This is a genomic window from Devosia sp. (assembly GCF_028290625.1).
GTDB lineage: Bacteria > Pseudomonadota > Alphaproteobacteria > Rhizobiales > Devosiaceae > Devosia.
In genome coordinates this window covers 23,284-44,628 of the sequence record NZ_JAQGJM010000033.1, presented here as the reverse complement: position 1 = coordinate 44,628, position 21,345 = coordinate 23,284, and the positions used below count along the sequence as shown (strand labels likewise).

Annotated in this window: 25 protein-coding genes; 9 read left to right on the top strand and 16 right to left on the bottom strand. The window is 61.7% G+C overall.

Annotated features, from left to right (window positions below; translation table 11 throughout):
- The first annotated feature begins 35 nt into the window (after positions 1 to 35).
- Positions 36 to 986, top strand: coding sequence for an NAD-dependent epimerase/dehydratase family protein (locus JWR51_RS17845; RefSeq protein ID WP_299750562.1), 951 nt, complete (start codon positions 36 to 38; stop codon positions 984 to 986).
- Here JWR51_RS17845 and gluQRS read toward each other — a convergent pair.
- Entirely contained in the window at positions 983 to 1,831 is an 849-nt protein-coding gene (gluQRS, locus tag JWR51_RS17840) for a tRNA glutamyl-Q(34) synthetase GluQRS (RefSeq protein WP_299750560.1), read from the bottom strand. The two genes, JWR51_RS17845 and gluQRS, sit on opposite strands and share 4 nt — an antisense overlap.
- Positions 1,832 to 1,857: 26 nt before the next feature.
- Between gluQRS and JWR51_RS17835 the strand changes: the two genes are divergently transcribed.
- The 5 genes from JWR51_RS17835 (at position 1,858) to JWR51_RS17815 (ending at position 4,428) form a co-directional block, all read left to right on the top strand.
- Positions 1,858 to 2,517, top strand: coding sequence for a DNA-3-methyladenine glycosylase 2 family protein (locus JWR51_RS17835; RefSeq protein WP_299750558.1), 660 nt, complete (start codon positions 1,858 to 1,860; stop codon positions 2,515 to 2,517).
- On the top strand, positions 2,514 to 3,179 hold the full coding sequence (locus JWR51_RS17830; protein ID WP_299750556.1) for a phospholipase: 666 nt from the start codon (positions 2,514 to 2,516) through the stop codon (positions 3,177 to 3,179). The genes JWR51_RS17835 and JWR51_RS17830 overlap by 4 nt, the downstream gene beginning before the upstream one ends.
- Before the next feature lie 99 nt (positions 3,180 to 3,278).
- Entirely contained in the window at positions 3,279 to 3,836 is a 558-nt protein-coding gene (locus JWR51_RS17825; RefSeq protein WP_299725211.1) for an HNH endonuclease, read from the top strand.
- 56 nt (positions 3,837 to 3,892) lie between these two features.
- Complete coding sequence (locus JWR51_RS17820) at positions 3,893 to 4,144, top strand: type II toxin-antitoxin system ParD family antitoxin (protein ID WP_299750554.1); 252 nt, start codon at positions 3,893 to 3,895, stop codon at positions 4,142 to 4,144.
- Positions 4,144 to 4,428, top strand: a complete 285-nt coding sequence (locus JWR51_RS17815; RefSeq protein WP_299750552.1) for a type II toxin-antitoxin system RelE/ParE family toxin — start codon at positions 4,144 to 4,146, stop codon at positions 4,426 to 4,428. Before JWR51_RS17820 ends, JWR51_RS17815 begins: the two co-directional genes overlap by 1 nt.
- Positions 4,429 to 4,435: 7 nt before the next feature.
- Here the strand turns inward: JWR51_RS17815 and JWR51_RS17810 are convergent, their stop codons facing one another.
- The 4 genes from JWR51_RS17810 to JWR51_RS17795 all read right to left on the bottom strand — a co-directional run bounded on the left by JWR51_RS17810 (position 4,436) and on the right by JWR51_RS17795 (position 8,552).
- Positions 4,436 to 4,963 (bottom strand): disulfide bond formation protein B, encoded by a 528-nt coding sequence (locus tag JWR51_RS17810; protein ID WP_299750551.1) that lies wholly within the window; start codon positions 4,961 to 4,963, stop codon positions 4,436 to 4,438.
- Between the two features lie 81 nt (positions 4,964 to 5,044).
- Complete coding sequence (locus JWR51_RS17805; RefSeq protein ID WP_299750550.1) at positions 5,045 to 5,866, bottom strand: DUF72 domain-containing protein; 822 nt, start codon at positions 5,864 to 5,866, stop codon at positions 5,045 to 5,047.
- A 101-nt stretch (positions 5,867 to 5,967) separates the two neighbouring features.
- Complete coding sequence (locus tag JWR51_RS17800) at positions 5,968 to 7,026, bottom strand: Gfo/Idh/MocA family oxidoreductase (protein WP_299750549.1); 1,059 nt, start codon at positions 7,024 to 7,026, stop codon at positions 5,968 to 5,970.
- A 38-nt stretch (positions 7,027 to 7,064) separates the two neighbouring features.
- Positions 7,065 to 8,552, bottom strand: a complete 1,488-nt coding sequence (locus JWR51_RS17795; RefSeq protein ID WP_299750547.1) for a GMC oxidoreductase — start codon at positions 8,550 to 8,552, stop codon at positions 7,065 to 7,067.
- Positions 8,553 to 8,676: 124 nt separating this feature from the next.
- Here JWR51_RS17795 and JWR51_RS17790 point away from each other — a divergent pair, with 124 nt between their 5' ends.
- On the top strand, positions 8,677 to 9,570 hold the full coding sequence (locus JWR51_RS17790; protein ID WP_299750545.1) for a sugar phosphate isomerase/epimerase family protein: 894 nt from the start codon (positions 8,677 to 8,679) through the stop codon (positions 9,568 to 9,570).
- Here JWR51_RS17790 and JWR51_RS17785 read toward each other — a convergent pair.
- The 3 genes from JWR51_RS17785 to JWR51_RS17775 form a co-directional block, all read right to left on the bottom strand.
- Complete coding sequence (locus JWR51_RS17785; RefSeq protein ID WP_299750544.1) at positions 9,567 to 10,403, bottom strand: sugar phosphate isomerase/epimerase family protein; 837 nt, start codon at positions 10,401 to 10,403, stop codon at positions 9,567 to 9,569. The genes JWR51_RS17790 and JWR51_RS17785 overlap by 4 nt on opposite strands.
- A gap of 96 nt (positions 10,404 to 10,499) precedes the next feature.
- On the bottom strand, positions 10,500 to 11,060 hold the full coding sequence (locus JWR51_RS17780) for a dihydrofolate reductase family protein (protein WP_299750542.1): 561 nt from the start codon (positions 11,058 to 11,060) through the stop codon (positions 10,500 to 10,502).
- Positions 11,061 to 11,075: 15 nt separating this feature from the next.
- Positions 11,076 to 11,768 (bottom strand): alpha/beta hydrolase, encoded by a 693-nt coding sequence (locus JWR51_RS17775; protein ID WP_299750541.1) that lies wholly within the window; start codon positions 11,766 to 11,768, stop codon positions 11,076 to 11,078.
- Between the two features lie 88 nt (positions 11,769 to 11,856).
- On the opposite strand from JWR51_RS17775, the gene JWR51_RS17770 reads away from it, so the two are divergent.
- Positions 11,857 to 12,369, top strand: a complete 513-nt coding sequence (locus JWR51_RS17770) for a helix-turn-helix domain-containing protein (protein WP_299750540.1) — start codon at positions 11,857 to 11,859, stop codon at positions 12,367 to 12,369.
- 14 nt (positions 12,370 to 12,383) lie between these two features.
- Here the strand turns inward: JWR51_RS17770 and ugpC are convergent, their stop codons facing one another.
- From ugpC to JWR51_RS17740, 6 genes are all read right to left on the bottom strand, one after another.
- Positions 12,384 to 13,454 (bottom strand): sn-glycerol-3-phosphate ABC transporter ATP-binding protein UgpC, encoded by a 1,071-nt coding sequence (gene ugpC, locus JWR51_RS17765; RefSeq protein WP_299750538.1) that lies wholly within the window; start codon positions 13,452 to 13,454, stop codon positions 12,384 to 12,386.
- A 36-nt stretch (positions 13,455 to 13,490) separates the two neighbouring features.
- Positions 13,491 to 14,351 carry a carbohydrate ABC transporter permease gene (locus JWR51_RS17760; RefSeq protein ID WP_299750536.1) on the bottom strand — a complete coding sequence of 287 codons (861 nt, stop codon included), beginning with the start codon at positions 14,349 to 14,351 and terminating at the stop codon, positions 13,491 to 13,493.
- Positions 14,341 to 15,273: a sugar ABC transporter permease gene (locus JWR51_RS17755; RefSeq protein WP_299750534.1), complete on the bottom strand. Its 933-nt coding sequence runs from the start codon at positions 15,271 to 15,273 to the stop codon at positions 14,341 to 14,343. The genes JWR51_RS17760 and JWR51_RS17755 overlap by 11 nt, the downstream gene beginning before the upstream one ends.
- Positions 15,274 to 15,329: 56 nt before the next feature.
- Positions 15,330 to 16,547, bottom strand: coding sequence for a sugar ABC transporter substrate-binding protein (locus JWR51_RS17750; protein WP_299750533.1), 1,218 nt, complete (start codon positions 16,545 to 16,547; stop codon positions 15,330 to 15,332).
- A gap of 121 nt (positions 16,548 to 16,668) precedes the next feature.
- Entirely contained in the window at positions 16,669 to 17,454 is a 786-nt protein-coding gene (locus JWR51_RS17745) for a DUF4037 domain-containing protein (protein ID WP_299750531.1), read from the bottom strand.
- Between the two features lie 10 nt (positions 17,455 to 17,464).
- Positions 17,465 to 18,787 carry an alpha-L-fucosidase gene (locus JWR51_RS17740; RefSeq protein ID WP_299750529.1) on the bottom strand — a complete coding sequence of 441 codons (1,323 nt, stop codon included), beginning with the start codon at positions 18,785 to 18,787 and terminating at the stop codon, positions 17,465 to 17,467.
- 220 nt (positions 18,788 to 19,007) lie between these two features.
- On the opposite strand from JWR51_RS17740, the gene JWR51_RS17735 reads away from it, so the two are divergent.
- A complete protein-coding gene (locus JWR51_RS17735; protein WP_299750527.1) occupies positions 19,008 to 20,015 on the top strand; it encodes a LacI family DNA-binding transcriptional regulator in 1,008 nt (335 codons plus the stop codon).
- Between the two features lie 54 nt (positions 20,016 to 20,069).
- Here JWR51_RS17735 and JWR51_RS17730 read toward each other — a convergent pair whose 3' ends face one another.
- Both JWR51_RS17730 and JWR51_RS17725 read right to left on the bottom strand, forming a co-directional pair.
- Positions 20,070 to 20,579, bottom strand: coding sequence for an HAD hydrolase family protein (locus tag JWR51_RS17730; RefSeq protein ID WP_299750525.1), 510 nt, complete (start codon positions 20,577 to 20,579; stop codon positions 20,070 to 20,072).
- Entirely contained in the window at positions 20,576 to 21,343 is a 768-nt protein-coding gene (locus tag JWR51_RS17725) for an NTP transferase domain-containing protein (RefSeq protein WP_299750523.1), read from the bottom strand. Before JWR51_RS17725 ends, JWR51_RS17730 begins: the two co-directional genes overlap by 4 nt.
- Positions 21,344 to 21,345: the final 2 nt, after the last annotated feature.

Sequence of the window (21,345 nt, the reverse complement as noted above, 5' to 3'; positions counted from 1 at the left end):
GCCCTATCTCTCGTCCATCAACACAGGAGATCAAGATGAGCAAGGGCAAGGTTACGGTTCTGGGGATCAACGGCCATATCGGCCATCACGCGGCGCAGGCTTTCCAGCAAGCTGGCTGGGAAGTGACAGCTTTCGGCCGCACCAATCGCAAGCCGATAGCGGGGATAAAGTTCGTCGCCGGTGACGCCGCCGATCTCGGCGCGCTCAAGGCGGTGGTTGCCGATGCCGATATCGTCGTCAATGCGCTGAACCTGCCCTATGACAAATGGGACAAGGGCCGGGCCGAAGCGCAGCTTGCTACGGTGATCGAGGCCATGGGGAGCAGTGGCAAGACCATGATGTATCCCGGCAATGTCTACAATTTCGCCGCTACTGACCGGCGCATGGCGCCCTCGACGCCGCAGCGCCCCCAGACACCGCGTGGCGAAATTCGGGTGCGGCAGGAGACCATGCTGTCCGATGCCGCCAAGGCGGGCAAATTCCAGGTCATCATCATCCGTGCGGGGGATTTTTATGGCCCGAATAATAGCGGCGACTGGTTCGACCAGGCCTTGATGCTGGATATCGGCAAGGGCAAGATCCACCACATGGCCGAGCTGAATATGGCGCATGCCTGGGCCTATCTGCCGGATCTGGGCGAGGCTTTTGCGAAGGTGGGGGATATCCGCAATAGTCTGGGCGCATTCGAGAATTTCCACTTCGCCGGTAATTACGTCACCCATGGCCAGTTGATGGCAGCAATCCAGCATGCTGCCCCTATTCCGCTCAAGATTACCCCGGTGCCATGGCTGATCATGCAGGCGATGGGGCTGGCCATGCCAGTAATCCGCGAGGTGCTGAAGATGCGCTACCTGTGGAACAATCCGATGGAACTGGTCGATCCGCGGCTGGACGCCATCCTGGGCCCCGACTTCGGAACGCCGTTCGAGGATGCCGTGGCGGCAGCGGCGCAGCAGTTTTTCGTGAGCAAGAAGGCGGCCGCCTAAAAACCCAGGTCGCGCCGGATGTCCTGTGGCGTCCGGCCGGCCTCGCGCAAATCCAGCAAGCTCGGCGATCCCCTGGATTTGCTGAGCTTCTTGCCGTCCTCGCCCAGCAGGAGCCGATGGAAGGCATAGATCGGCGAGGGCAGGCCGAGCAGGAATTGCAATAGCACGTGGATGTCGGTCGCCGCCTCCATGTCGCGGCCGCGGGTGACGTGGGTGATGCCCTGCGCCGCATCGTCGACCACGACACTGAGGTGATAGCTGGTGGGCGTATCCTTGCGTTGCAGCACCACATCGCCCCACCGCTCGGGCCTCGTGTAGCGGATTTGCGGGCGGTCGCGCATGGTGGGCCCGACAAGGGTGAAGGTCAGCGGACCCGTCAGTGCCAGGGCGCGTTGCAGGTCGAGCCGATATTGCACGGGCTCGCCGCGGTCGAGCCGGGCCGCGATGTCGGCGGCGCTCAAATGGCGACAAGTGCCGGCATAAAGCGGCGCGCCATCCGGGTCGGTGCCAGTGGCGTGGAGGGCAATCTCGGTGCGGGAGCAGAAGCAGGGATAAAGCAGGCCCATGGCCCGAAGTTTGTCGGCTGCCTCCGCATAGGCAGGGAAGCGCTCCGATTGGCGCCAGACCGGTTCGGGCCAGTGCAGGCCCAGCCAATGCAGGTCATCGAAAACGGCTTGGGTAAATTCGGGTTTACTTCGCGCGAGGTCGATGTCTTCGATGCGCAATAAAGCTTTGCCACCGAGCTGGGCTGCCGCCTGCCAGGTGAACAGCGCCGAAAAGGCGTGGCCCAGATGCAGCAGGCCGTTGGGGCTTGGTGCAAAGCGCAGAATGGGTTTAACCGACACTCGATGATCCTTTGGGCATTGCTAGCATGAACAATCTGCCGCCGTCACCGCGCCTCGATAGTGCCGAGGCGATCGATTGGCATCTGGATCGGCTGGTCGCGCTCGACCCGCGATTGGCCGCCGTCCGCGCCCTCACTGGCACGCCGGAGCCCCGGATCAACCCTGTGGGATTTCCGGGGATCGCCAAGATCGTCGTCGGCCAGCAGGTTTCGGTGGCCAGCGCGCGGGCGATCTGGGGTCGGTTCGAACTGTTGGACGGCGCGTTGGATCCGGTTCGTTACCTCGGCCTGGAGGAGGCCCAGGTCCGGGCCGTTGGATTTTCCGCGGGAAAGTTCCGTACCTTGCGGGTGATCGCTGAGGCTATGGTGGCGGGCGAGCTGGACTTTGATCATCTGGAGACGTTGCCGGCCGAGGCGGCCGTCGCTTATCTGGTGGCCCATAAGGGCATCGGGCCGTGGACGGCGGAGGTATACCTGATGTTTTGCGCGGGGCACCCCGACGTGTTCCCCGCCGGGGACCTGGCGCTGCTCAAGGCCGTGCAGAGTGGTTTGGGACTGGACGAACGACCGACGATCAAGCAGATGGTGGAACTGGCCAGGCTCTGGGCGCCACACCGCTCCGCGGCGGCCCTGCTGTTCTGGCGGCTCTTCGCGGTGATGCGCGACAAGGAAGGAATTCTGCCGTGATCCCAAGATTGTCCGGCCCCATGCTGGCGCCTCTGTCGGGGAGCGCCCCCAAGCAACTCGTCGTGCTGCTGCATGGCTATGGCTCCAATGGCGACGACCTGATCGGGCTGGCGCCAAGCTGGCAGCCGATCCTGCCGGACGCGCTGTTTGTCTCGCCCAATGCGCATGAAGGTCTGCCGGGCTATCCGGCCGGGTTTCAGTGGTTCGCCATCGATTTTGACAGCGACCGGGTTTCGGGCCGGCAACGGGGCCTTGAAGCCGCGGCGCCCGTGCTGGTGCAATTCCTGCAGGATGCATGGGCGCAGACCGGACTTGGAGCCAGGGACACAGTCCTGGCTGGGTTCAGCCAGGGCGCGATGATGGCGCTGCATGTCGGGCTGTCGCTGCCCGAGCCGCTGATGGGCGTCGTCGCCTTTTCGGGCGCGTTCGTGCCGCCGCCGGGATTTGGCGGGCCAGATTTGCCCAAGCCGCCGGTCTGCATCGTGCATGGCGACATGGACCAGGTGGTCGATCCGGCGCTCGGGGATGAGGCCAATGCGGCGCTGGTCGCGGCGGGCTATGACGTGCGCTACCATGTGTCGCGCGGTGTCGGGCACGGCATTTCGCCAGACGGGTTGGGCTTTGCCAGCGATTTCCTGGCCGCCGTCGCAGCACCCAGCTAGATATTCATAATCGTTAACATCCCCGCTTCACAGGCCTGACACAATGGGCCTAGTATAAGGGGCTATGGACTTACTCGATTCCCGTTCCGGGAGACTCAAGTGACCATCCACGTGTCGCCTGAGGCCTGTCCCGCGCTTGTGTTGAACGCCGATTTTCGGCCGCTCAGCTATTATCCGTTATCGCTCTGGTCTTGGCAGGACGCGATCAAGGCAGTGTGCCTGGATCGGGTGAATATCGTGTCGCAATATGACACGGTGATCCACAGCCCCAGCTTCGAAATGCGACTGCCCAGCGTGGTGTCGCTCAAGGATTATGTGAAGCCGGCGCGTCATCCCGCCTTCACCCGCTTCAACGTGTTCCTGCGCGATCGCTTCGTCTGCCAATATTGCGGCGCCAAGGACGACCTGACGTTCGACCATGTTATTCCGCGCTCCAAGGGCGGGCGGACGACCTGGGAAAACGTGGTGGCCGCCTGCGCGCCGTGCAATCTGCGCAAGGCCAACCGCATGCCTTGGGAAATCAAGATGTTCCCACGACAGGCGCCGTATCACCCGACGGTGCATGACCTGCACAATAACGGCCGCGCCTTCCCCCCCAACCATCTGCACCAGAGTTGGCTGGATTATCTGTACTGGGATATCGAGCTTGAGGAATAGCTTGCTGATGGACCGACCAATAACTATTATTGGTCGGTGCAAAGTGGAGCTATGTCATGGCGATCAGTGCTGAGCTGGGCGAAAATCTCGAAAAGGTCGTGAGTGACCTGGTGGAAAACGGTCGCTACAATTCCAAGAGTGAGGTTCTGCGCGAAGGCGTTCGTCTCGTGCAGGAACGCGAGGCACGGCTACGCGATCTGGACACGAGCATCATGCTGGCTATCGCGGAGGCCGACGCCAACGGCTGGTTGTCCGAGGAAGAGGTCTTTGCGGAACTTGAGGCGCGCTACGCTGATGGCAGCGATTAATGCGCGTCCTTTATACGCCGGCCTCGCTGCGTGATCTGAAGTCGATCGGTGACTTCATCGCTCGCGACAACAGCAAGCGCGCAAAAAGCTTCGTCGCGGAGTTGCGCACCTCATGCCGCTCGTTGCTATCGGACAGCCAGCGCTACCCGCTTCAGGAGCGATGGCACGGCATTCGGCGAATGCCGGTCGGGAACTATCTCGTGCTCTATCGTGTGCTGGACAATGCGGTGCAAATCGTCCGCGTGCTCCACAGTGCCAGAGACGTGGATGACCTCACGCTCTAGGACTAGTTTACGCGCGGGCGCGCCGACCCTTGCGGCTGGCTTGGGCTCCGATCGAGAGCAGCAGCAGCGCGACTGTCGCGACCATCACCAGGGCGTTGTAGCCGGCCAGTGAAATGCCGAGGAAGCGGAACTGCACGACGTCGCAAGGGACGACGCGGGCGGAATTCAGGTCGCTGAGGGCATCGAAGCTGATCTCGCCGATGCCGGTGCCGGTGCAGGCGGTGGGGCCGGGCCAGAAGCCCCATTCGACGCCTGCGTGATAGGCGCCCATATAGGCGCCCCAAGCGAAGATCGCGGTGGCTATGGCCATGGCCAGATACCAGACTACCAGCGGCAGGCGGTTCCAGGTGATCAGGATGACTAGGAGGACCGGCAGCCCCCAGTAATAGGCCATGCGCTGTTCGAGGCAGAGTTCGCAAGGCACCAGGCCGCCAAACAATTGCGAGCCCCAGGCCCCCGCAATAGCGAGAAGGGCCAGCACGAAGGCGAGACCCGCGGCCTTCTTGTCGAGGGGAGCGTAGAAAGCTGAGGCCATGAATGAATATCCGGATGACGCTGGGACTGAGGCTGGATAGCGGCAGACGATGGCAATATCCAGATGGCTACGGCGATGTGATCAATCGCCCGGCAGCGCGATGCCCAAAGCCTGGCGCAAGGCGATGGCATTTTGAGGCGCGTGCAGTTTGTCCTCGTGGACGAAATAGGCGAACACGTCCCGACCCGCTCTGTCCCATTGACCAGCCTGGCTGGACCAATCGGCGATATCGGCTTGGGTATATCCGGCGGCGTCGGGACGAGCCGGACCCTGCAGGCGGCAATAGGCGAAATCGGCGGTGAGGACGCGCGATGGCTGCTCGACCGTATCGGCAATGACCGAGGCGACATTGTGGGCGGTCAGCAGGTCGCGTACTTCGGGCAGATCGAAGCTGGCATTGCGCAGTTCGATGGCGTGGCGGATCGGCCCGACATTGTCGGCGGTTAGGAACGGCGGCGATTTCAGTCGCGCATCGGCCTTGCCGGCGAGCGCCAGATAGGCGGCGACCGATTTGGGCAACAGGCCGAGGAACGTTTCCAGCACGGCCCGGTCATAGCTGACATTGGGCGGCAATTGCCAGACAAAGGGGCCAAGCTTGGCGCCGAGCGCCAGGGGTCCCGAGGCGAAGAAATTGGCGAGTTCGATTTCGCAGTTCTTGAGCCGCTTGATATGGGTGACCAGTTGCGGGCCCTTGATCGAGAACACGAAACCATCCCGCGCTTCGCCAGCCCATTTGGCAAAGCTCTCGGGCTTCTGGTTGGCGCGGAAGGTGGCGTTAATCTCGATGCTGCCGAGGCGGGAGCTGGAGTAAGCCAGCTCTTTTTTCTGCACCAGGCCATCGGGATAGAAGGTGCCGCGCCAAGGCTCGAACACCCATCCGGCCGTTCCGGTCCTGATCGTCATGGCTTGCCCCCGTGCTGGCGGAATCATTGTGCCCAACAGGTTCTAGCCCTGTTTGCGTTCAAGGCAAAATCAGAGGCTGATTCGCGCGCCGTAGAGCCGCATCAAAGGCGAACGGCTTGGCCCGTGCGGATGCTTTCGTCGGCGGCAAGGCAGATGCGCAGGGACGCCACGGCGTCGTCCATGTGGCGGGTGAGGTCGTAATCCTGCGTCACCGCTTGATAGACGAAATCCTGCTCGCGGTCGCACAATTGCTGGTGGCCTGGCTCGTCATGCATATCGAGCCACTCATCTTGCCGCGTCAGCTTGCCCTCTGCGTCGGTTTCGGCGTGATGCACCAGCAGGCGTGACGTCTGGGTATGCGCATTGATGTCGGCCGAGCCCGTCCCGCCGTCCATCACGATGGAAACCGAGCCGCCCGGCGACATCACGTCCTTCACGAAATAGGCAGTCTCCGACATCATCGGACCCCAGCCAGCCTCATACCAGCCCAGGCTGCCATCATCGAACAGCACCTGGAAGTGGCCGTAATTGTACATGCCCGTGGGTAGCCCCTTGGCCATGTTCAGGCCCATGCCGCGCACTTCGACGGGCTTGGCGTCCGTGATCTGGCACATCACGTCGACATAGTGCACGCCGCAATCGACGATTGGCGAGGTCGTCTGCATGATCTGGCGATGAATGTCCCAGGCCGCCCCGCTGGACTGCTGGTTGAGGTTCATGCGGAACACGTAAGGGCCACCCAGCCCGCGCGCTTCGGCGATCAGCCGCATCCAGGATGGATGGTGGCGTAGGATATAGCCGACTACCAGCTTGCGCCCATTGGCCTTGGCGGCGGCAACGACGCGCTCGGCATCGTGCACATTGGCCGCCAGCGGCTTTTCCACGAACACATGCGCGCCACTCTCCAACGCCGCGACCGCATAATCGGCATGGGTATCGGTATGGGTGGCGATCGACACCACGTCGGGCGAAAACTCCGCCAGCGCCGCCGCATAATCCTGCCGGAGCGGATAACCGGTCAGCTCATCGGGCAGGGGCCGTGCCGAACGGTTGACCAGCCCGACGATCTCGAAGCCCGGATGGGTGTGATAGGCAATCGCATGGCTGCGCCCCATCTGGCCAAGGCCGACGACGAGCACTTTCAACTTTTGATCCGACATTTGCAGGTCCCGGCTATTTGAGGGGAGGTGAGCGGCCCTTAGGCCGCTACGCGCTTTTCGCTGGCTATCTGGCGGGCGCCGAAGGTGGCGAGTGCCACCGAGTACAGCGTCGGATTGGTCGCTGTCATTGTCGGAATGACGCCATTGCCGGCGACGTAGAGGTTGTCGAACCCCCAGACGCGGCTATTGCGGTCGCAGACGCTGGTGCCGTCGTCGGTTTCGCCCATGCGCATGGTGCCCTGGTAGTGCAGCGAGCTGCCGACCGGCTGCACGATGGTGGCAAAGCCCGGCGCCGGGCGACCGATGATCTCGGCGATGCTGCGCGCCGTGGCCTTGGCATATTCCTGGCGCGCCTTGTCGTCCTCGGAGGCGCGCCACTGGATGGAAATCGACGGCAGGCCCATCCAGTCGCGCTTGGTGTCGTCGAACAGCACGCGATTGTCGGGGTTGAGATCGGACGGACAGAAAACCCCCATGCCTACAGCCTGGCCGGTCAGGCCGTCGGGGCGGGTCATGCTGGTGAGGTTCGTCGGGTGGATGGTGACGGTGAAGGGGAAATCGTTGGTCGGCGGAATCCAGCTCATTGCCCGCATTGGCACCTCGTTCTGCATCTCGGCCATTTGCGAGATGATGAAGTGGTCGTTCAGGTAGCGGCCCAGCGCCGCCGGGCGGATACCGGAGGCATGCAGGAGCTGCGGAGAATGCAGCGCGTCGCAGGCGACGATGACGGTGCCGGCAGTAACGAACCAGGTTTCGTCCTCACCCGGCTTGCAGAGTTCGACGCCGGTAACCTTGCTGCCTTCATAGACAATGCGGCGGCAGGCGGTTTCCGCCAAAATCTGGAAACTATCGGCCGGTTCGTCGACCATTGGCCCCAGCACCACGTCCGTGCCGTGGTAGCGCAGCCCATTGGGACCGGGCGTTGCCGCCAGCGGCATGGGTTGCACGAAGCGGTCAGGCGAACGGCCCAGGTTGAACGTCGCGCCCAGCTTTTCCCGCATGGCAATGGCGGTCTGATCGTTGGGGTGCGGGTTCGTGTTGGTGCCCAGCAGGCCCTGGGCGACGATGATGGCAGCGGCCAGCTCGGCCGCCGGGATAAACGGCACGCGCTCCACCTGCGACGGGGTCGGGGTTCCGGTGGACCATTTGGTGCCCATGCCGCCCACATTGGCCGCCGAAAAGCCGGCAAACAGGTTCTCGACCGGGTCCGCCTCATTGGCGATGAACAGGCCGGAGCGGCGCAAATAGGACGCATCGAAGCCGCCGGAGCGGCGTGCTTCCCACTCCTCCTTGCTCATCGGGGTGCGCGGCGTACGATCGCCGCCCTGGGCCTGCATTTCGAGCGCGGCGCGCTCCTTAAGGTCCGCAATATTGTCCAGATGTGCGCCGGTCTGCGGTAGGATTTGCGGGCCGGCCTCAACCATCAGGATGCGCGCCTCGGGCCAATCGCGCCGGATAATCCGCGCATAGGCGGAACCGGTCGGGCCGCTCCCCACGATGACGACATCTGTGGATTCTTGACGCATCGGCCGGCCCTCATCCCGTTTTTGAACTGGTATGGAAATGGTATTAATGGTACTTTATTGGTACGTAAAGTGCACAATTAACGCCATGCGAGCAGCGGACGTTAAGCCCCACCGGAGCGCCTTCATGAAACTCGGCCTGTCGTCCTATAGCTTCCGCCCACTGCTGGCCAATGGTGCTATGCAGATCGAAGATATGTTCGCTTGGCTGAACGCCAACGAGGCCGAACATCTGGAAATCTCGACGTTCTCGTTTGCCAAGCCGGGCACCGAAGCTGGCTATGATTTGACAAGTGAAACGGAAATTTTGCAGCGCATCACGGCGGCTTCAAATAACACCGGCATTCCAATCTCCGGCATCTGCCTGGGCGCCAAGTTCGTCTTTGTCGATGATACTGAGCGGCGGGCACAAATCGAGATGGTGAAACGCCATGTCGAGATGTGCAATCGCATGGAAATCGGCCTGCTGCGACATGATGTCGTGCTGTGGGCGCACCGGCAGACCCAAACCGCCGAGTTCGAAAATGCCTTGCCGGCAATCGCCGATGCCTGCCACGAGATTGCCAGTTTCGCCGCCACCCAGGGCGTGATCACCAGCGTCGAGGATCACGGCTACTTCGTGAACGGCAGCGACCGCATCAAGCGCCTTCTGCACGCCGTCAACCTGCCCAATTTCAAGTTCACCCTGGATGTGGGCAATTTCCTCTGCGTCGATGAAGACGCCGTGGTGGCGACGAAAGCCAGCTTGGGCGACGCCAGCTTCGTCCACCTCAAGGATTTCTACGTTCGCCGCACCGCGCCGGGTCCGGGCTGGCTCGAAACGCTCGGCGGCCAGTTCATCCGCGGATCGGTGTTCGGCTTCGGCGATCTCGAAACCAAAATGATCCTCGAGGCGGTGGTCGCGTCCGGCTATGACGGCTTCGTCTCGCTCGAATATGAGGGCAACGAGCCGACCTTGTTTGGCTGTGAAACCGGGCTTGGCAATATCCGGCGCATGTTCTCGGAAATCCGCGGCGCTTAGAGCGCTGCAATCCGGTCGGCGCCGTCCTTGAGGGCCTTGAGCCGGTGGCGATCGCCGCCGGGCATTTCGATCGAACCCCAGCCGGAATAACCCGAGGTGAGCAGCGCGCTGTTGACTGTCGCCCAGTCGCAGTCGCCTTCGCCCAGTTCGACCTCGAAGCCTTTCCAGGGACCCTCGGCATTCATGCGGGTCAGGCTGAATTCCTTGATGTCGACCTTGAGAATGCGCTTGCCGAGCGCCTCGGTCCAATGGGCCGGCCGGCCATAGCGCAGCACATTGCCGACGTCGAAATACCAGCCGACGCGGGCGCCGCCCAACTCGTCGACAAACCGGGCGGCTTCGAGCGGGCTGAGCAGAAAGTCGTTCCAGACATTTTCTATGGCGATGGACACGCCCGTGGTCTCGGCGTGGTCCAGCACCTTGCGCAGCTCCGCTTGGGCCAACGCATAGGCCTGGCTGTAACTGGTCTGGGCGTTGACCACCCCCGGCACCACCAGCACCGTGCTGGCTCCATATTCGCGCGCATTATCGAGTGCAGTGCGGATCGCTTCGACGCCAATCTGGCGCACAGACGCATCCGGATCGGTCAGCGGCGCCTTCCAATGCATCGAGTTGATTACGCCCGGAATAGCGAGCCCGCTGCGGTCCCGCGCCGCCACCACTTCACCCAGCGGCAGCTCATTGGGCGCATCGAGTTCCACACCATCGAAACCCAGATCGGCCAGCAGCAGGAACTTGTCGAGAATCGACAGCGTCGGTTCCTCGATCATGCTCCATTTGAGGCTGAGCTTGGTGAAGGCGCGCGTCGGTTCGTTCAACGAATTCATGGTCATGCCGGAGTGTGGCATCCCATCCGCTGCGTTGGCAAGCGGTCGCGCCAAACTCAAATTTGCGGCGAGACTCAGTTGCGAAATTCGATGCTGCGTCAGCTATCGCCCTTTGTCGCGGGGTACATAGCGCAGGAAGATCATGCCTGAGGGGAACCTGCGTTCTTCCATGAGATCGAGGTCCAGCCGCGCAGCTAAATCCTTGAACACTGGATTGCCCGCGCCGAGGACCACCGGCACGGAGTAGAGCGCGTATTCGTCTACCAACCCCGCCTTGATGGCGTGCGCAGCCAGCGTCGGACCGGCGACCGAGATGTCCTTGGTCGATGCCGCCTTGAGCTGCCGGATTTCCTCCGGCCGGAACTCGCGTACGAGCTGCGTGTTGCCGCTCGACACCCGTTCCAGCGTCGAGGAGATCACCAGCTTGTCGTACCCCTTCCAGATACGGGCAAATTCATCCGCGCGTTCGGATGATCCATCCTTTTGCTCCTCGTAGGTCTCCCAGTAGACCATTTCTTCGTACATGCGCCGGCCGTAGATCTCGGTGCCGAGCTTGCGGCTCTCATCGTTGATGAACGCAAGGACTTCCTCTTCGAAATAGCTCGACGCATCGGCGAGGTAGCCGTCGAGCGACATCATCATTCCATATGTCAGCTTGCCCATTTTTCTCTCCCTTGATCAGTTTGGAATTGCGTCTTCGAGCATGGCGGTAAGCTCGTCCGGCGCGTCGATCGGCACGTCGTGGCCCGACGCGATCTCCCTGACGGTCCATGTCGGATCGGACCTGAACCGGTTCGCCGTCTCCTCAAAACCTCCATGCTTGGCCACGATGAAAGTCTTGTTGGCGATCCGCTGAAAGGCATCGGTGATCCGCAGCTTCTGCGTGATCGTCGCCGTCGGCTGCGGTGTCGACTTGCTGTCCACCCAGAGCCGATCCGCGTCGTTTTTGTACTCGCCCGGCGCGCTCGGCGGCGCCTCTGTCAGCAATCCCTCCAGTTCCCAGCCGGGTGCCAGATCGGCGAACGACTGGCCATCGGCGAGGACCAGGGCCTCGATGAAAACGAACGAGGCGATCCGGTCCGCCACCTGCTCGGCGACGCCCATGGCGACGATCCCGCCATAGGAATGGCCGACGAGGACGATGCCGTGCAGGTCCTTCCAGGTGATCTCGTTGACGATATCGGCGATGTGCGTGTCGAGGTTCACCTCCGACCCGGCAAGGTGCGATCGCTCGCACAGGCCGGTGAGGGTTGGGACCAGCATCCGGTGCCCATGCGCCTGCAGCCGATCGACGACACGCTGCCACGACCAACCGCCGGTCCAGGCGCCGTGAGCGACGACGAAAGTGCCTCTTGGATTATTGGCATTCATCTCATCCTCCAACACTGATTGCATTATGCAACCAGTTGCAGGTTAGGATCACTGGTGCCATAATGCAACCAGTTTTTGGAGCCGCCAAATGACTGATGATCACCGCTCGGGCTGCCCGATCAATCTCTCGCTTGAGGTGTTCGGCGACAAATGGAGCCTGCTCATCTTGCGCGACATGATCTTTGGTGGCCGCCGCCATTTCCGCGAACTGCTGCTCGGATCGCAGGAGGGCATCTCCTCCAACATCCTGGCGGACCGGCTAAAATCACTGATGGCGCTCGACATGCTGACGCGGGCCGATGACCCTACGCACAAGCAGAAGGGTATCTACAGTCTCACTGAAATGGCTATCGAGCTGGTGCCGATCATGGCCCACCTTGGCGCCTGGGGCAGCAAGTGGCTGCCGGTCAGCGAGGAGCTCAGCATCCGCGCCATCCTGCTCGAAGAGGGCGGCCCGCCCATGTGGGTGCAGTTCATGTCCGAGTTGCGCGCCGAACAGCTCGGCGCATTGCTGCCGCCGGGGCAGGGACCGTCTGTCCGGGCCCAGTTGCAGGCTGGCTACCAGGCAGTCATGGCCAGAAAGGCTCAGTTGGCGCTTTGATGACCTACACCGCTTTACGCGCCGATGCGCTTTCCCGAGGTTTTGTCGAAGACGTGCGCACGGCTGACGTCCGGGCGGACATGGAACGTGCCATTGAGGGTAATGTCGGGACGATCGCGGAAGACGCCAGTGAGCAATTGTTTGCCGACGCGCAGCTGGACGTGGGTGTCGGCACCAGTGGGCTCGATAATGATTGCCTCGGCGGGTAGCCCGGCGGGATCGAGATAGATGTGTTCGGGGCGAATACCGAGTTGAACTGGTGTTCCGGCTTTCACATTGACGTTCGACGGCAGTGGCCAAATGGCCCCATCATCGGCTTGCAGCACGAGCTGATTGTTCTGGGTTTGCACGACGCCATCGATAAGGTTCATCGAAGGCGAGCCGATGAACGAGGCGACGAAGCTGTTGGCCGGCGTGTCGTAGATTTCGAGCGGCGTGCCCATTTGTTCGATTACCCCGGCGCGCATCACGACGATCCGGTCGCCCATGGTCATGGCTTCCATCTGGTCATGGGTCACATAGATCATCGTCGCGCCGAGCCGCTGGTGCAGCGCCTTGATCTCGCCGCGCATCTGCACGCGCAGCTTGGCGTCGAGATTGCTGAGCGGCTCGTCGAACAGGAACACCGCCGGATTGCGCACGATGGCGCGGCCCATGGCAACACGCTGGCGCTGCCCGCCGGAGAGCTGGCGCGGATAGCGATCGAGAAGCGCCGACAGATCGAGAATCTCGGCAGCGCGATTGACCATCTGCTCGATCTCGTCCTTGCTGCGCCGCGCCAGCTTGAGCGAAAACGCCATATTGGCGCGCACCGTCATGTGCGGATAAAGCGCGTAGCTCTGGAACACCATGGCGATGTCGCGCTCCTTGGGTTCGAGGTCGTTGACCACCCGATCTCCGATTTCGATGTCGCCGTCGCTGATGCTTTCAAGGCCGGCGATCATGCGCAGCAGCGTGGACTTGCCGCAGCCGGACGGGCCGACCAGGACGACGAATTCGCCATCCGCGACGGTTGCGGAAACGCCGTGCAGAACTTCGAGCTGGCCGTAGTTCTTGACGACATCGGTGATTGTTACATTGGCCATTTCGGGTCCCCTGCGAGGTTTTTGTCGGACGATCGCCTAGCGACCGCCCATGCCGGCGTTCAGCGAAATGCTGTTGTAGATGAGCTTTTGCAGCACGACGGCGAGGATGACGCCCGGGATCATCGAGAGCGTCGCGCCGGCCATGATGTAGTTCCAGGCCGTGGTCTGCTGCGTCTGGAACAGGGTCAGGCCAACCGGCAGCGTCGCATTGTCGGCGCCGGTCATGACGATCAGCGGCCACAGGAAGTTGTTCCACTGCGCGATAAAGGTGAACAGCGACAAGAGGCCAATGGCCGGCATGGATAGCGGGATGATGATGCTGACCAGGATGCGCAGCCGCGATGCCCCGTCGATCCTCGCCGCCTCTTCCAGCTCCAGCGGGATGGACAGGAAGAACTGGCGCAGCAGGAACGAACCAAACGTGCCGAACGCCACCGGCAAGATGACGCCCTGGAAGGTGTTGATCATCCCCAACTTGTTGACGATCAGGAACAACGGGATAATCAGCATGATGCTCGGCACCATCAACGTGGCAAGATACGCCATCAGCAGTTTATCGCGACCGGGAAACTTCAGCCGCGCAAAGGCGTAGCCCGACAGGCACGATACCAGCACGGTAATCACCGTCACGCTGACCGAAATGACCACGCTGTTGATGAAGAACCGGCCGAACGGCAGCGTCGTCCAGGCTTTGGCGAAGTTATCCCACTCGAACACGTTGGGGAGGATACGAACCGGAATCGCCAGCACTTCGGCATTGCTGCGCACCGCGTTGGACACCATCCAGAAGAACGGGAACAGGAACAGTAGCGCCACCAGCGCCAGCGCGCCGTGATTGAGAATATCGAGCGCCAGCGTGCGGCGGGCATTAGCCTTTGCCTTGGTTCTAGTTGTCATAATGCACCCACTTGCGCTGGAGCCAGAACTGGAACGCGGTGAGTGCCATGATCATGGCGAACATGACCCAGGCAATGGACGAGGCGTAGCCCATCTGGAAATTCTGAAAACCCTTCTGGAAGATCGAATAACCCAGCGTCGCCGTAGCCGAGCCCGGTCCGCCGCGTGTCATGACGTAGATCTGGTCGAACACCTGCAGCGAGGTAATCGCCGTCATCACCGTGCCGAAGAACAGCGTCGGCGAGATCAGCGGCAGCCGGATTTTCCAGAACCGGTCCCAGGCCGAAGCGCCATCGATACGGGCGGCTTCCAGATAGTTTGCCGGCACCATGTCGAGCGCGGCGTTGAACAGCACCGTATTGTAGCCGACCCCGGCCCAGAGCGAGACGATGATCACCGCCTGCATAGCCAGCTTCTGGTCGGTGAGCAGATTTGGCAGGTGGATGGAAAGCGCCCCCATGACGAAGTCGAAGAAGCCGCCGGGGGCAAAGATCAGCATCCAGACGATGGCGACAGCGATGCCCGGGGTGAAGGTTGGGAGGAAAAAAATCACCCGGAACCATCGCTGTCCCATCTTGAGGCTGGATATCCAAACTGCCAGCCCCAATGAGATAATGATGTTCAGCACCAGATATTCGAAGGTGAAGAACAGCGTATTGCGCACCACCGGCCAGAACTGCGGGTCGGCGGTGAACAGGCGAATATAGTTGGCGAAGCCGACGAATTGAGGCTGTCCCAGCAGCTTCCAATTGGTGAAACTGAGAACCACCGATGCGATGATGGGCACGACCAGGAACAGCGTGACGCCGATCAGGCTTGGTAGCAGGAAGAAGAACGCCGTTCTTCCCTCGCCCCGTTCCGGCCGGCTTTTACGCTTCCTGGTCACCGCCCTAGTGGCGGCAATTCGTTCGACGACAGCCATCAGACTTTCCCTTCTGGATGACGCCTGGCCGGTAGCCCGGCCAAGCGCGCTAAAGGCTAGGGGAGTTGGCTCTGGATGTCGGCCAGCACGCCTTCAGTGGTGTTGTCACCGTTCAGAGCCAGCGGCATGTACTGGGTCATCAGGTTTTCGAACTCGTTCCAGGTCTCGTTCAGGCGGAACGGGGTAGCGTGCTCGAACGAGTATTCCAGCGTTTCGCGGGTGCCCTTCACGTCCTTGGCAGCCACATCATACCAGAAATGCTGCTCGGCCAGGCGACCGGGCAGCGCACGGCCGGCAGAGGCAAGGATTTCAGCGGCCTTCGGACCGGTCAGAACCTGGAGCGCCTTATAGGCTTCCTCCTTATGCTGGCCGGCAGCGGCGATGCCGAAGCCGGAACCGGCGGTGATGAAGCGGGACGGACCATCGCCGCGCGGCAGGGGCGCAATGCCCATTTCGAAGTTGGCGCCCTTGGCGGCCGAGATCATCGACCATGGACCGTCAATATACATCGCCGCATTACCCGATGCGAAGCGGCCGCTGGCCTGCACCGCACTGGCGCCCGAAGCAAAGACCGGCGAGGCTTTGTCGACGGCCGTGAGGTCGACATACTTGCCAACAGCGGCGGCATAACCGGCATTGGTCAGGTCGAACTGGTTGGCATCGTTGAAGTATTCAGCGCCCAGGGCAACCGGGCCGGCGATGTAGTCGAACGCCTGGGTGGCGTAGCCGAAATTGCCGCCCGCGGTGAGCTTGTCAGCCGCGGCCTTGAAGTCGTCGAAGGTCCAGTCCATCGCCGGTTCCGCAAGGCCCGCGGCCTTGAACATGTCGCGGTTGTAGAACACCAGCCACGGACCAACGTCATAGGGCAGGCCGTAGACGGCGCCGTCATGGGACAGCCCGCTGACGATGGATGGCTCGAAGACTTTGACGTCAAACGAGTCCGTAGCGAAATGGGCGTCGAGCGGTTCCAGAATGGAATAAAAGCTCGGCATGCGCATGGACTGCATGGCGACGATGTCGCCAATCTCGCCGGACGACGCCAGCACCGGCAGGCGCGTCCAGTAGTCGGTCCAGCCCGAGATCTGCGGGGTCACCTTGATGTTGGGATATTGCTCGGTGACCAGATCGGCCAGGCTCTGCCACAGCGCCTGATCAGTTTGGTCGCCCCACATCTGCCAGGTGAGATTGACTGGGGCATCCTGTGCCTGCACCTGCATGGCGAAGGCAGAGGTTCCCACCAAAGCGGCGGTTGCCAGAATAAGAGACAGTTTCACGATAGTTCCTCCTCAGTGACTATGATGGTGTCGATGTTTTGCTTAGGCACGGTGTAAACGTCTGCTCCTTTGCCCGCCGGGCCCTCATGCTCCTCAACATGACGACGACGACTGGCACGGATTACTCGGCTGTCAGAACCTCCAGATCGGCGATCACTTCGATCAGCGCATGGCGCTGTCGCTGCCAGCATTCGGTGTCATGGCCGGGTTCCAAAATGGCGGTCATGCGCCCAATGAAATCGGGCGGCAGCAGAGCAAGATCCTTGGCAATCGCCAGGTTCCAGCCGTCGCCCGGGTAGTAGGTCCGGTTGACGGCGAACACGACCTGCAGGATCGCGTTCGCCAGCTTGCCAGTCAGCCCGACCAGAAACACCAGATCGCGCCGCATCACCTTGCTGGCATAGTGATAGTCACTCGCCCAGTAGCGCAGCACCTCGAGGTGTTGGCTGATCAGCGATGTCCGCAAGGCGTCCGGGTAGACGGCCAACTGCTCCTTCCAGCGGGCTAGAATGCCCCGGGGATCAACGATGATCTGCTGGTCGGAGAGATCGGTGGGCAGATGATAACCCCAGATCGTCCACTCATAGGTCTTGGTCTGTCCCTTGCCGGCAATCCACGCATCGAGGTCGGCCTGCACGCCCGCATAGCTCCGCGCCCACACACCATCGAGGCGCAACCCCTTGGCTTCCCAGCTTTGCAGTGCGGCGTCGAACTGACGCCACGCGCTGGTTTGCTGCAAAACCGGCCCCTTGTAGCGGTCGCTATAGACGCGAAAATCGAAATCCGACTGCGCGTCCGAGCGCTGCTTGGCGCGCGAGCCGCCAAGCGACACCGCGCCATTCCCCTCCTCGGCCAGATTGGCGATGAGGGGGGTCATGCTGGCAAACAGGTCTTGCTCGATGCTCATCGCTGACCGATCAGTCTTTGAGGAACAGCTCGATAACTGGCACGACCACGTTCGGCTTGATCACCGGCAGCTCGAGCGTGAGAATACCGCTGCCGACCGCGACGCCGATATTGGAGTCGACTTCGGCCTCTGGATCGAGCCAGTGGATCTCGCTCGCATCATGCAGGAACTGCGCGTACTTCACCTTGCCGCCCAGTCCATCGATATGGATATGGCGGAACGGCCAGGTCTGCACATGCAGGTAAAGGCGATTGCCCACCTGCGTGAACTTGCAGCCATTGGGGGCGACAAAATTCGATGCACCGGCTCCATAGATGGCGCGCTGGTTGACATGCATCCAGTCGCGATAGACGCCCAGCGCATCCTCGGCCCGCACGTCGAACGTGCCGCGACCGGTCGGGCCGACATTCATCAACAGGTTGCCGCCCAGCGAGACCGTGTCGATCAACAGGTTGATCAGTTGGCCGGCATTCTTCCAGCTCGTCTCGTCGCGATAATAGCCCCATGAGCCGCTGAAGGTGTGGCAGACTTCCCAGCGAACCGGCTTGCCTTGTGAGGTCGGCGCCACGCGCGGCGTATATTGCTCCGGGGTCGCCAGATCCTTGGGGTGATTGCCATCGGTGGGCAGGTCGAGACGGTCGCCCACAATAATATTGGGCTGCAACTGGCGCACCATCGCGATCAGCTCTTCGCTTTCCCAATCATTGCGGCCCTTGCCGGGCAGGCCGCGATATTCGCGGTTGGGGTAACTGAAATCGAACCAGATGACGGAGATGTCGCCGAAATTGGTCAGCAGTTCGGTGACCTGATTGCGCATATAGGCCGCATATTTGCGCACGTCGCGGGACTTGTTGATCTCGATCGCGTCCGCATGATTGCGCAGCGGATGGATCGCATCGATGGGGAAGTCCTCGTGATGCCAATCGATCAGCGAATAGTAGAATCCAACCCTCAGCCCCTCGGCGCGGAACGCCTCAACATAGGTCTTGAGCAGGTCCTTGCCATAGGGCGTGTTGGTCGCCTTGTAGTCGGTGAACTTGCTGTCCCAGAGACAAAAGCCCTCATGGTGCTTGGCGGTCAGCACCACATATTTCATGCCCGCTTCCCTGGCGCGGCGCGCCCATTCGCGCGGGTCATAGAGGTCGGGATTGAAGTTCTCGAAATACTTGGCGTAGTCCTCGCCCGAGATCTCCTCGCGGTTCTGCAGCCATTCATGGCGCGCACCCTGCGCATAAAGACCGAAGTGGATGAACATGCCGAAACGGTCTTCGGTGAACCAAGCCTTGCCACTCGAACCGTCGATACGGCCGGCGTTTCCCACAGCGCTATCCATTCTTTCCTCCATCTGCCGGTTTCGCATCGTCATAATCGAACCGGTTCGATATCAAACTGATTTAGGATGCGCTCCGAGTCAAGACGGTTTCGAGAGTTGTGATCATTTCGAGAATTGCCTTGCAGAAATCCGCTCGAATGCTCATCATTCGGCACCTACCAACAGGCAAGGTGCATATATTCGCCGACGCCAAAAGTTATAGAAGCGGTTCGACACAGTAATGGCTACCATCCGAGATGTTGCCAAACTCGCCGACGTTTCGGTGTCGACTGTGTCGCTGGCTTTGAGCAATCCCGGTCGCGTCAGCCAGAAGACGCTGGAGCGCATCCGCGAGGCGGTACAGACCGTGGGCTATGTGGTTGACCCACTGGCACAAAGCCTGGCGCGCGGGCGCAGTCGCATGATCGGGTTTGTGGTCGGCAATGTGGGCAATCCGTTCTTTGGCGACATCCGCCGCGAGCTGGAAAATTACGCCATCGAGCACGACCACTTCGTGCTGATCACCGACTCATCGGGCAAGCCGGAACGCGAACGCGCGCTGGTCGAGCACCTGTCCGGCCTCAAGGTGGCAGGGCTGGCGCTGGCGCCATCCGGGCACGGTCAGGCCTATGTGGATTTCGTGCAAAATATCAAAATGCCGACGGTGTGCTTCGATCAGAAAGTCGCCGGCATCGACCGCGACTTCGTCGGCTCCGACAATCGGCTGGCCGGCGCGATGCTCACCGAGCACCTGCTGCAACTGGGCCACCGCCGCATCGCCTTCATCGCCGGCCCCAAGCATATGCACACCGCCTCCGAGCGTCTGCGTGGTTTCATGGAGACCATGGGCAGCGCTGGGGTCGAGGTGAACCCCAATTTCATTGTCGACGGCCAGTTCACGCGCAGCGCGGGCTACGAAGCGGCCATGCGCCTGCTGGTCCAGCCCGAACGCCCCACCGCCATTATCGGCGCCAACAACGCAGTTGCCCTTGCAGCCCTGCAAGCCATGCAGGAACTGGGCTTCAATTGTCCCGACGATATCTCGCTGGCGATGATCGACGATGTGCAGTGGAGCAGCGTGATCACGCCGCGCATCACTATGGTCATCCAGGACACGTTGAAGCTCGGCGGCATCATCGCCCGCCGCATCCTGCACCGCATCATGAGCCCCGAAGGCGCCGCCGACCCGGCCCAGGACTTCGTGCTGTCGCCCAAATTCGTCCCCGGCAATTCCTGCAAGAAGCTTTGAGCCCTGAGGCTGCAGTGGCGGGCTATCCGGCCTTGGTCGAGCGCGGAACGGCTTTCAGGCGCTCGTTTGCGAGGCGATCAGGGCGTCGCAGAGTTCGCGCACGGCGCCTTGGCCGCCAGGGGTTGTCGTCACGAAAGTGCATACGGCTTTGACGGCGGCCACGCCGGCCGGCACTGTCACGGACACGCCGACGGCTTCGAGCAAGGTCAGGTCGTTGATATCGTCGGCAATGTGGCAGACCTGATGCATGCCGATGCCCAGTTCTGCGGCTATCGCCAAGACCGGCGTCAGCTTGTCTTCGACGCCGACCTTGCAGTAGTCGATGCCGAGCACACGGGCACGTTCGATGATGATCGGCGTGTGGCTCTGGCTGATGAAGCAGGTCCTGATGCCGTGGCGCATGGCTAGTTTCAGGCCCGTGCCGTCCAGAACGTGGAAGCGCACGAGCGCATGCCCGCTGGCGTCGTAGTAAAGGCTGCCATCAGTGAGCACGCCGTCGATGTCGCAGCAGAGCAGCTTGATCCCGACAAGCTCGGGGCCGGCGGTTAGCGGCCGGGGCGTCACGGCAGGATGCGCGCTAGCAACTGAGCCTGTTCTGGGTCATTTCGAATGTGCTCAAGCACGATGTCGGCCTCGCGTGGCTCATTGACGGATGGCAGGCTTTCCTGGACCGGGACAGAGAGCAGCGAATGGCCGGCCTCCACGATGCGCATCTGCTCGATGGACTCGTAGCGCTCGACCAGCGATTGGGGGGCGGCGGCAATGTCGAGCAGGAAATCGCGACGATAGGCGATGATGCCCAGCACCTTGCGGATATAGCGCTGCTGATCGGCAAAGGCGGCGGTCGAGGGCGACCGACGGAAGGCGTAGATCACCCTTCCATCGGCGTTGACCGCGCATTTGACGAACGAGTGGCGGTCGAGTTCTTCGGGCTCGCTGATCGGGGCCGTGGCGTTCCAGGCGTCGTTGCCGGGATTGGCATTGATGGCGGCAATCATCGCCTCGACATGGCGGGGCAGCAGCAGCGGCTCATCGCCCTGTAGCAGCAGGACATGGGTGCAATCGAGCGCGGCCACGGCTTCGGCGACGCGCGTGGTGCCGTTGCTATGGGTATCGGCGGTCATGATCACATCGCCGCCGCCAGCCCTGACGGCATCGGCAATCTCGACATCGCAGGTGGCCACGGCGACGCTGTGCAGGCCTTGGGCCAGGAGCGCCCGGCGCCGCACATGCTCGATCATCGGCATGCCGTGGAACGGGAACAGGATTTTGCCCGGGAACCGGACCGAAGAGAGGTGCGATGGAATAACGGCAACGATCTTGGTCACTT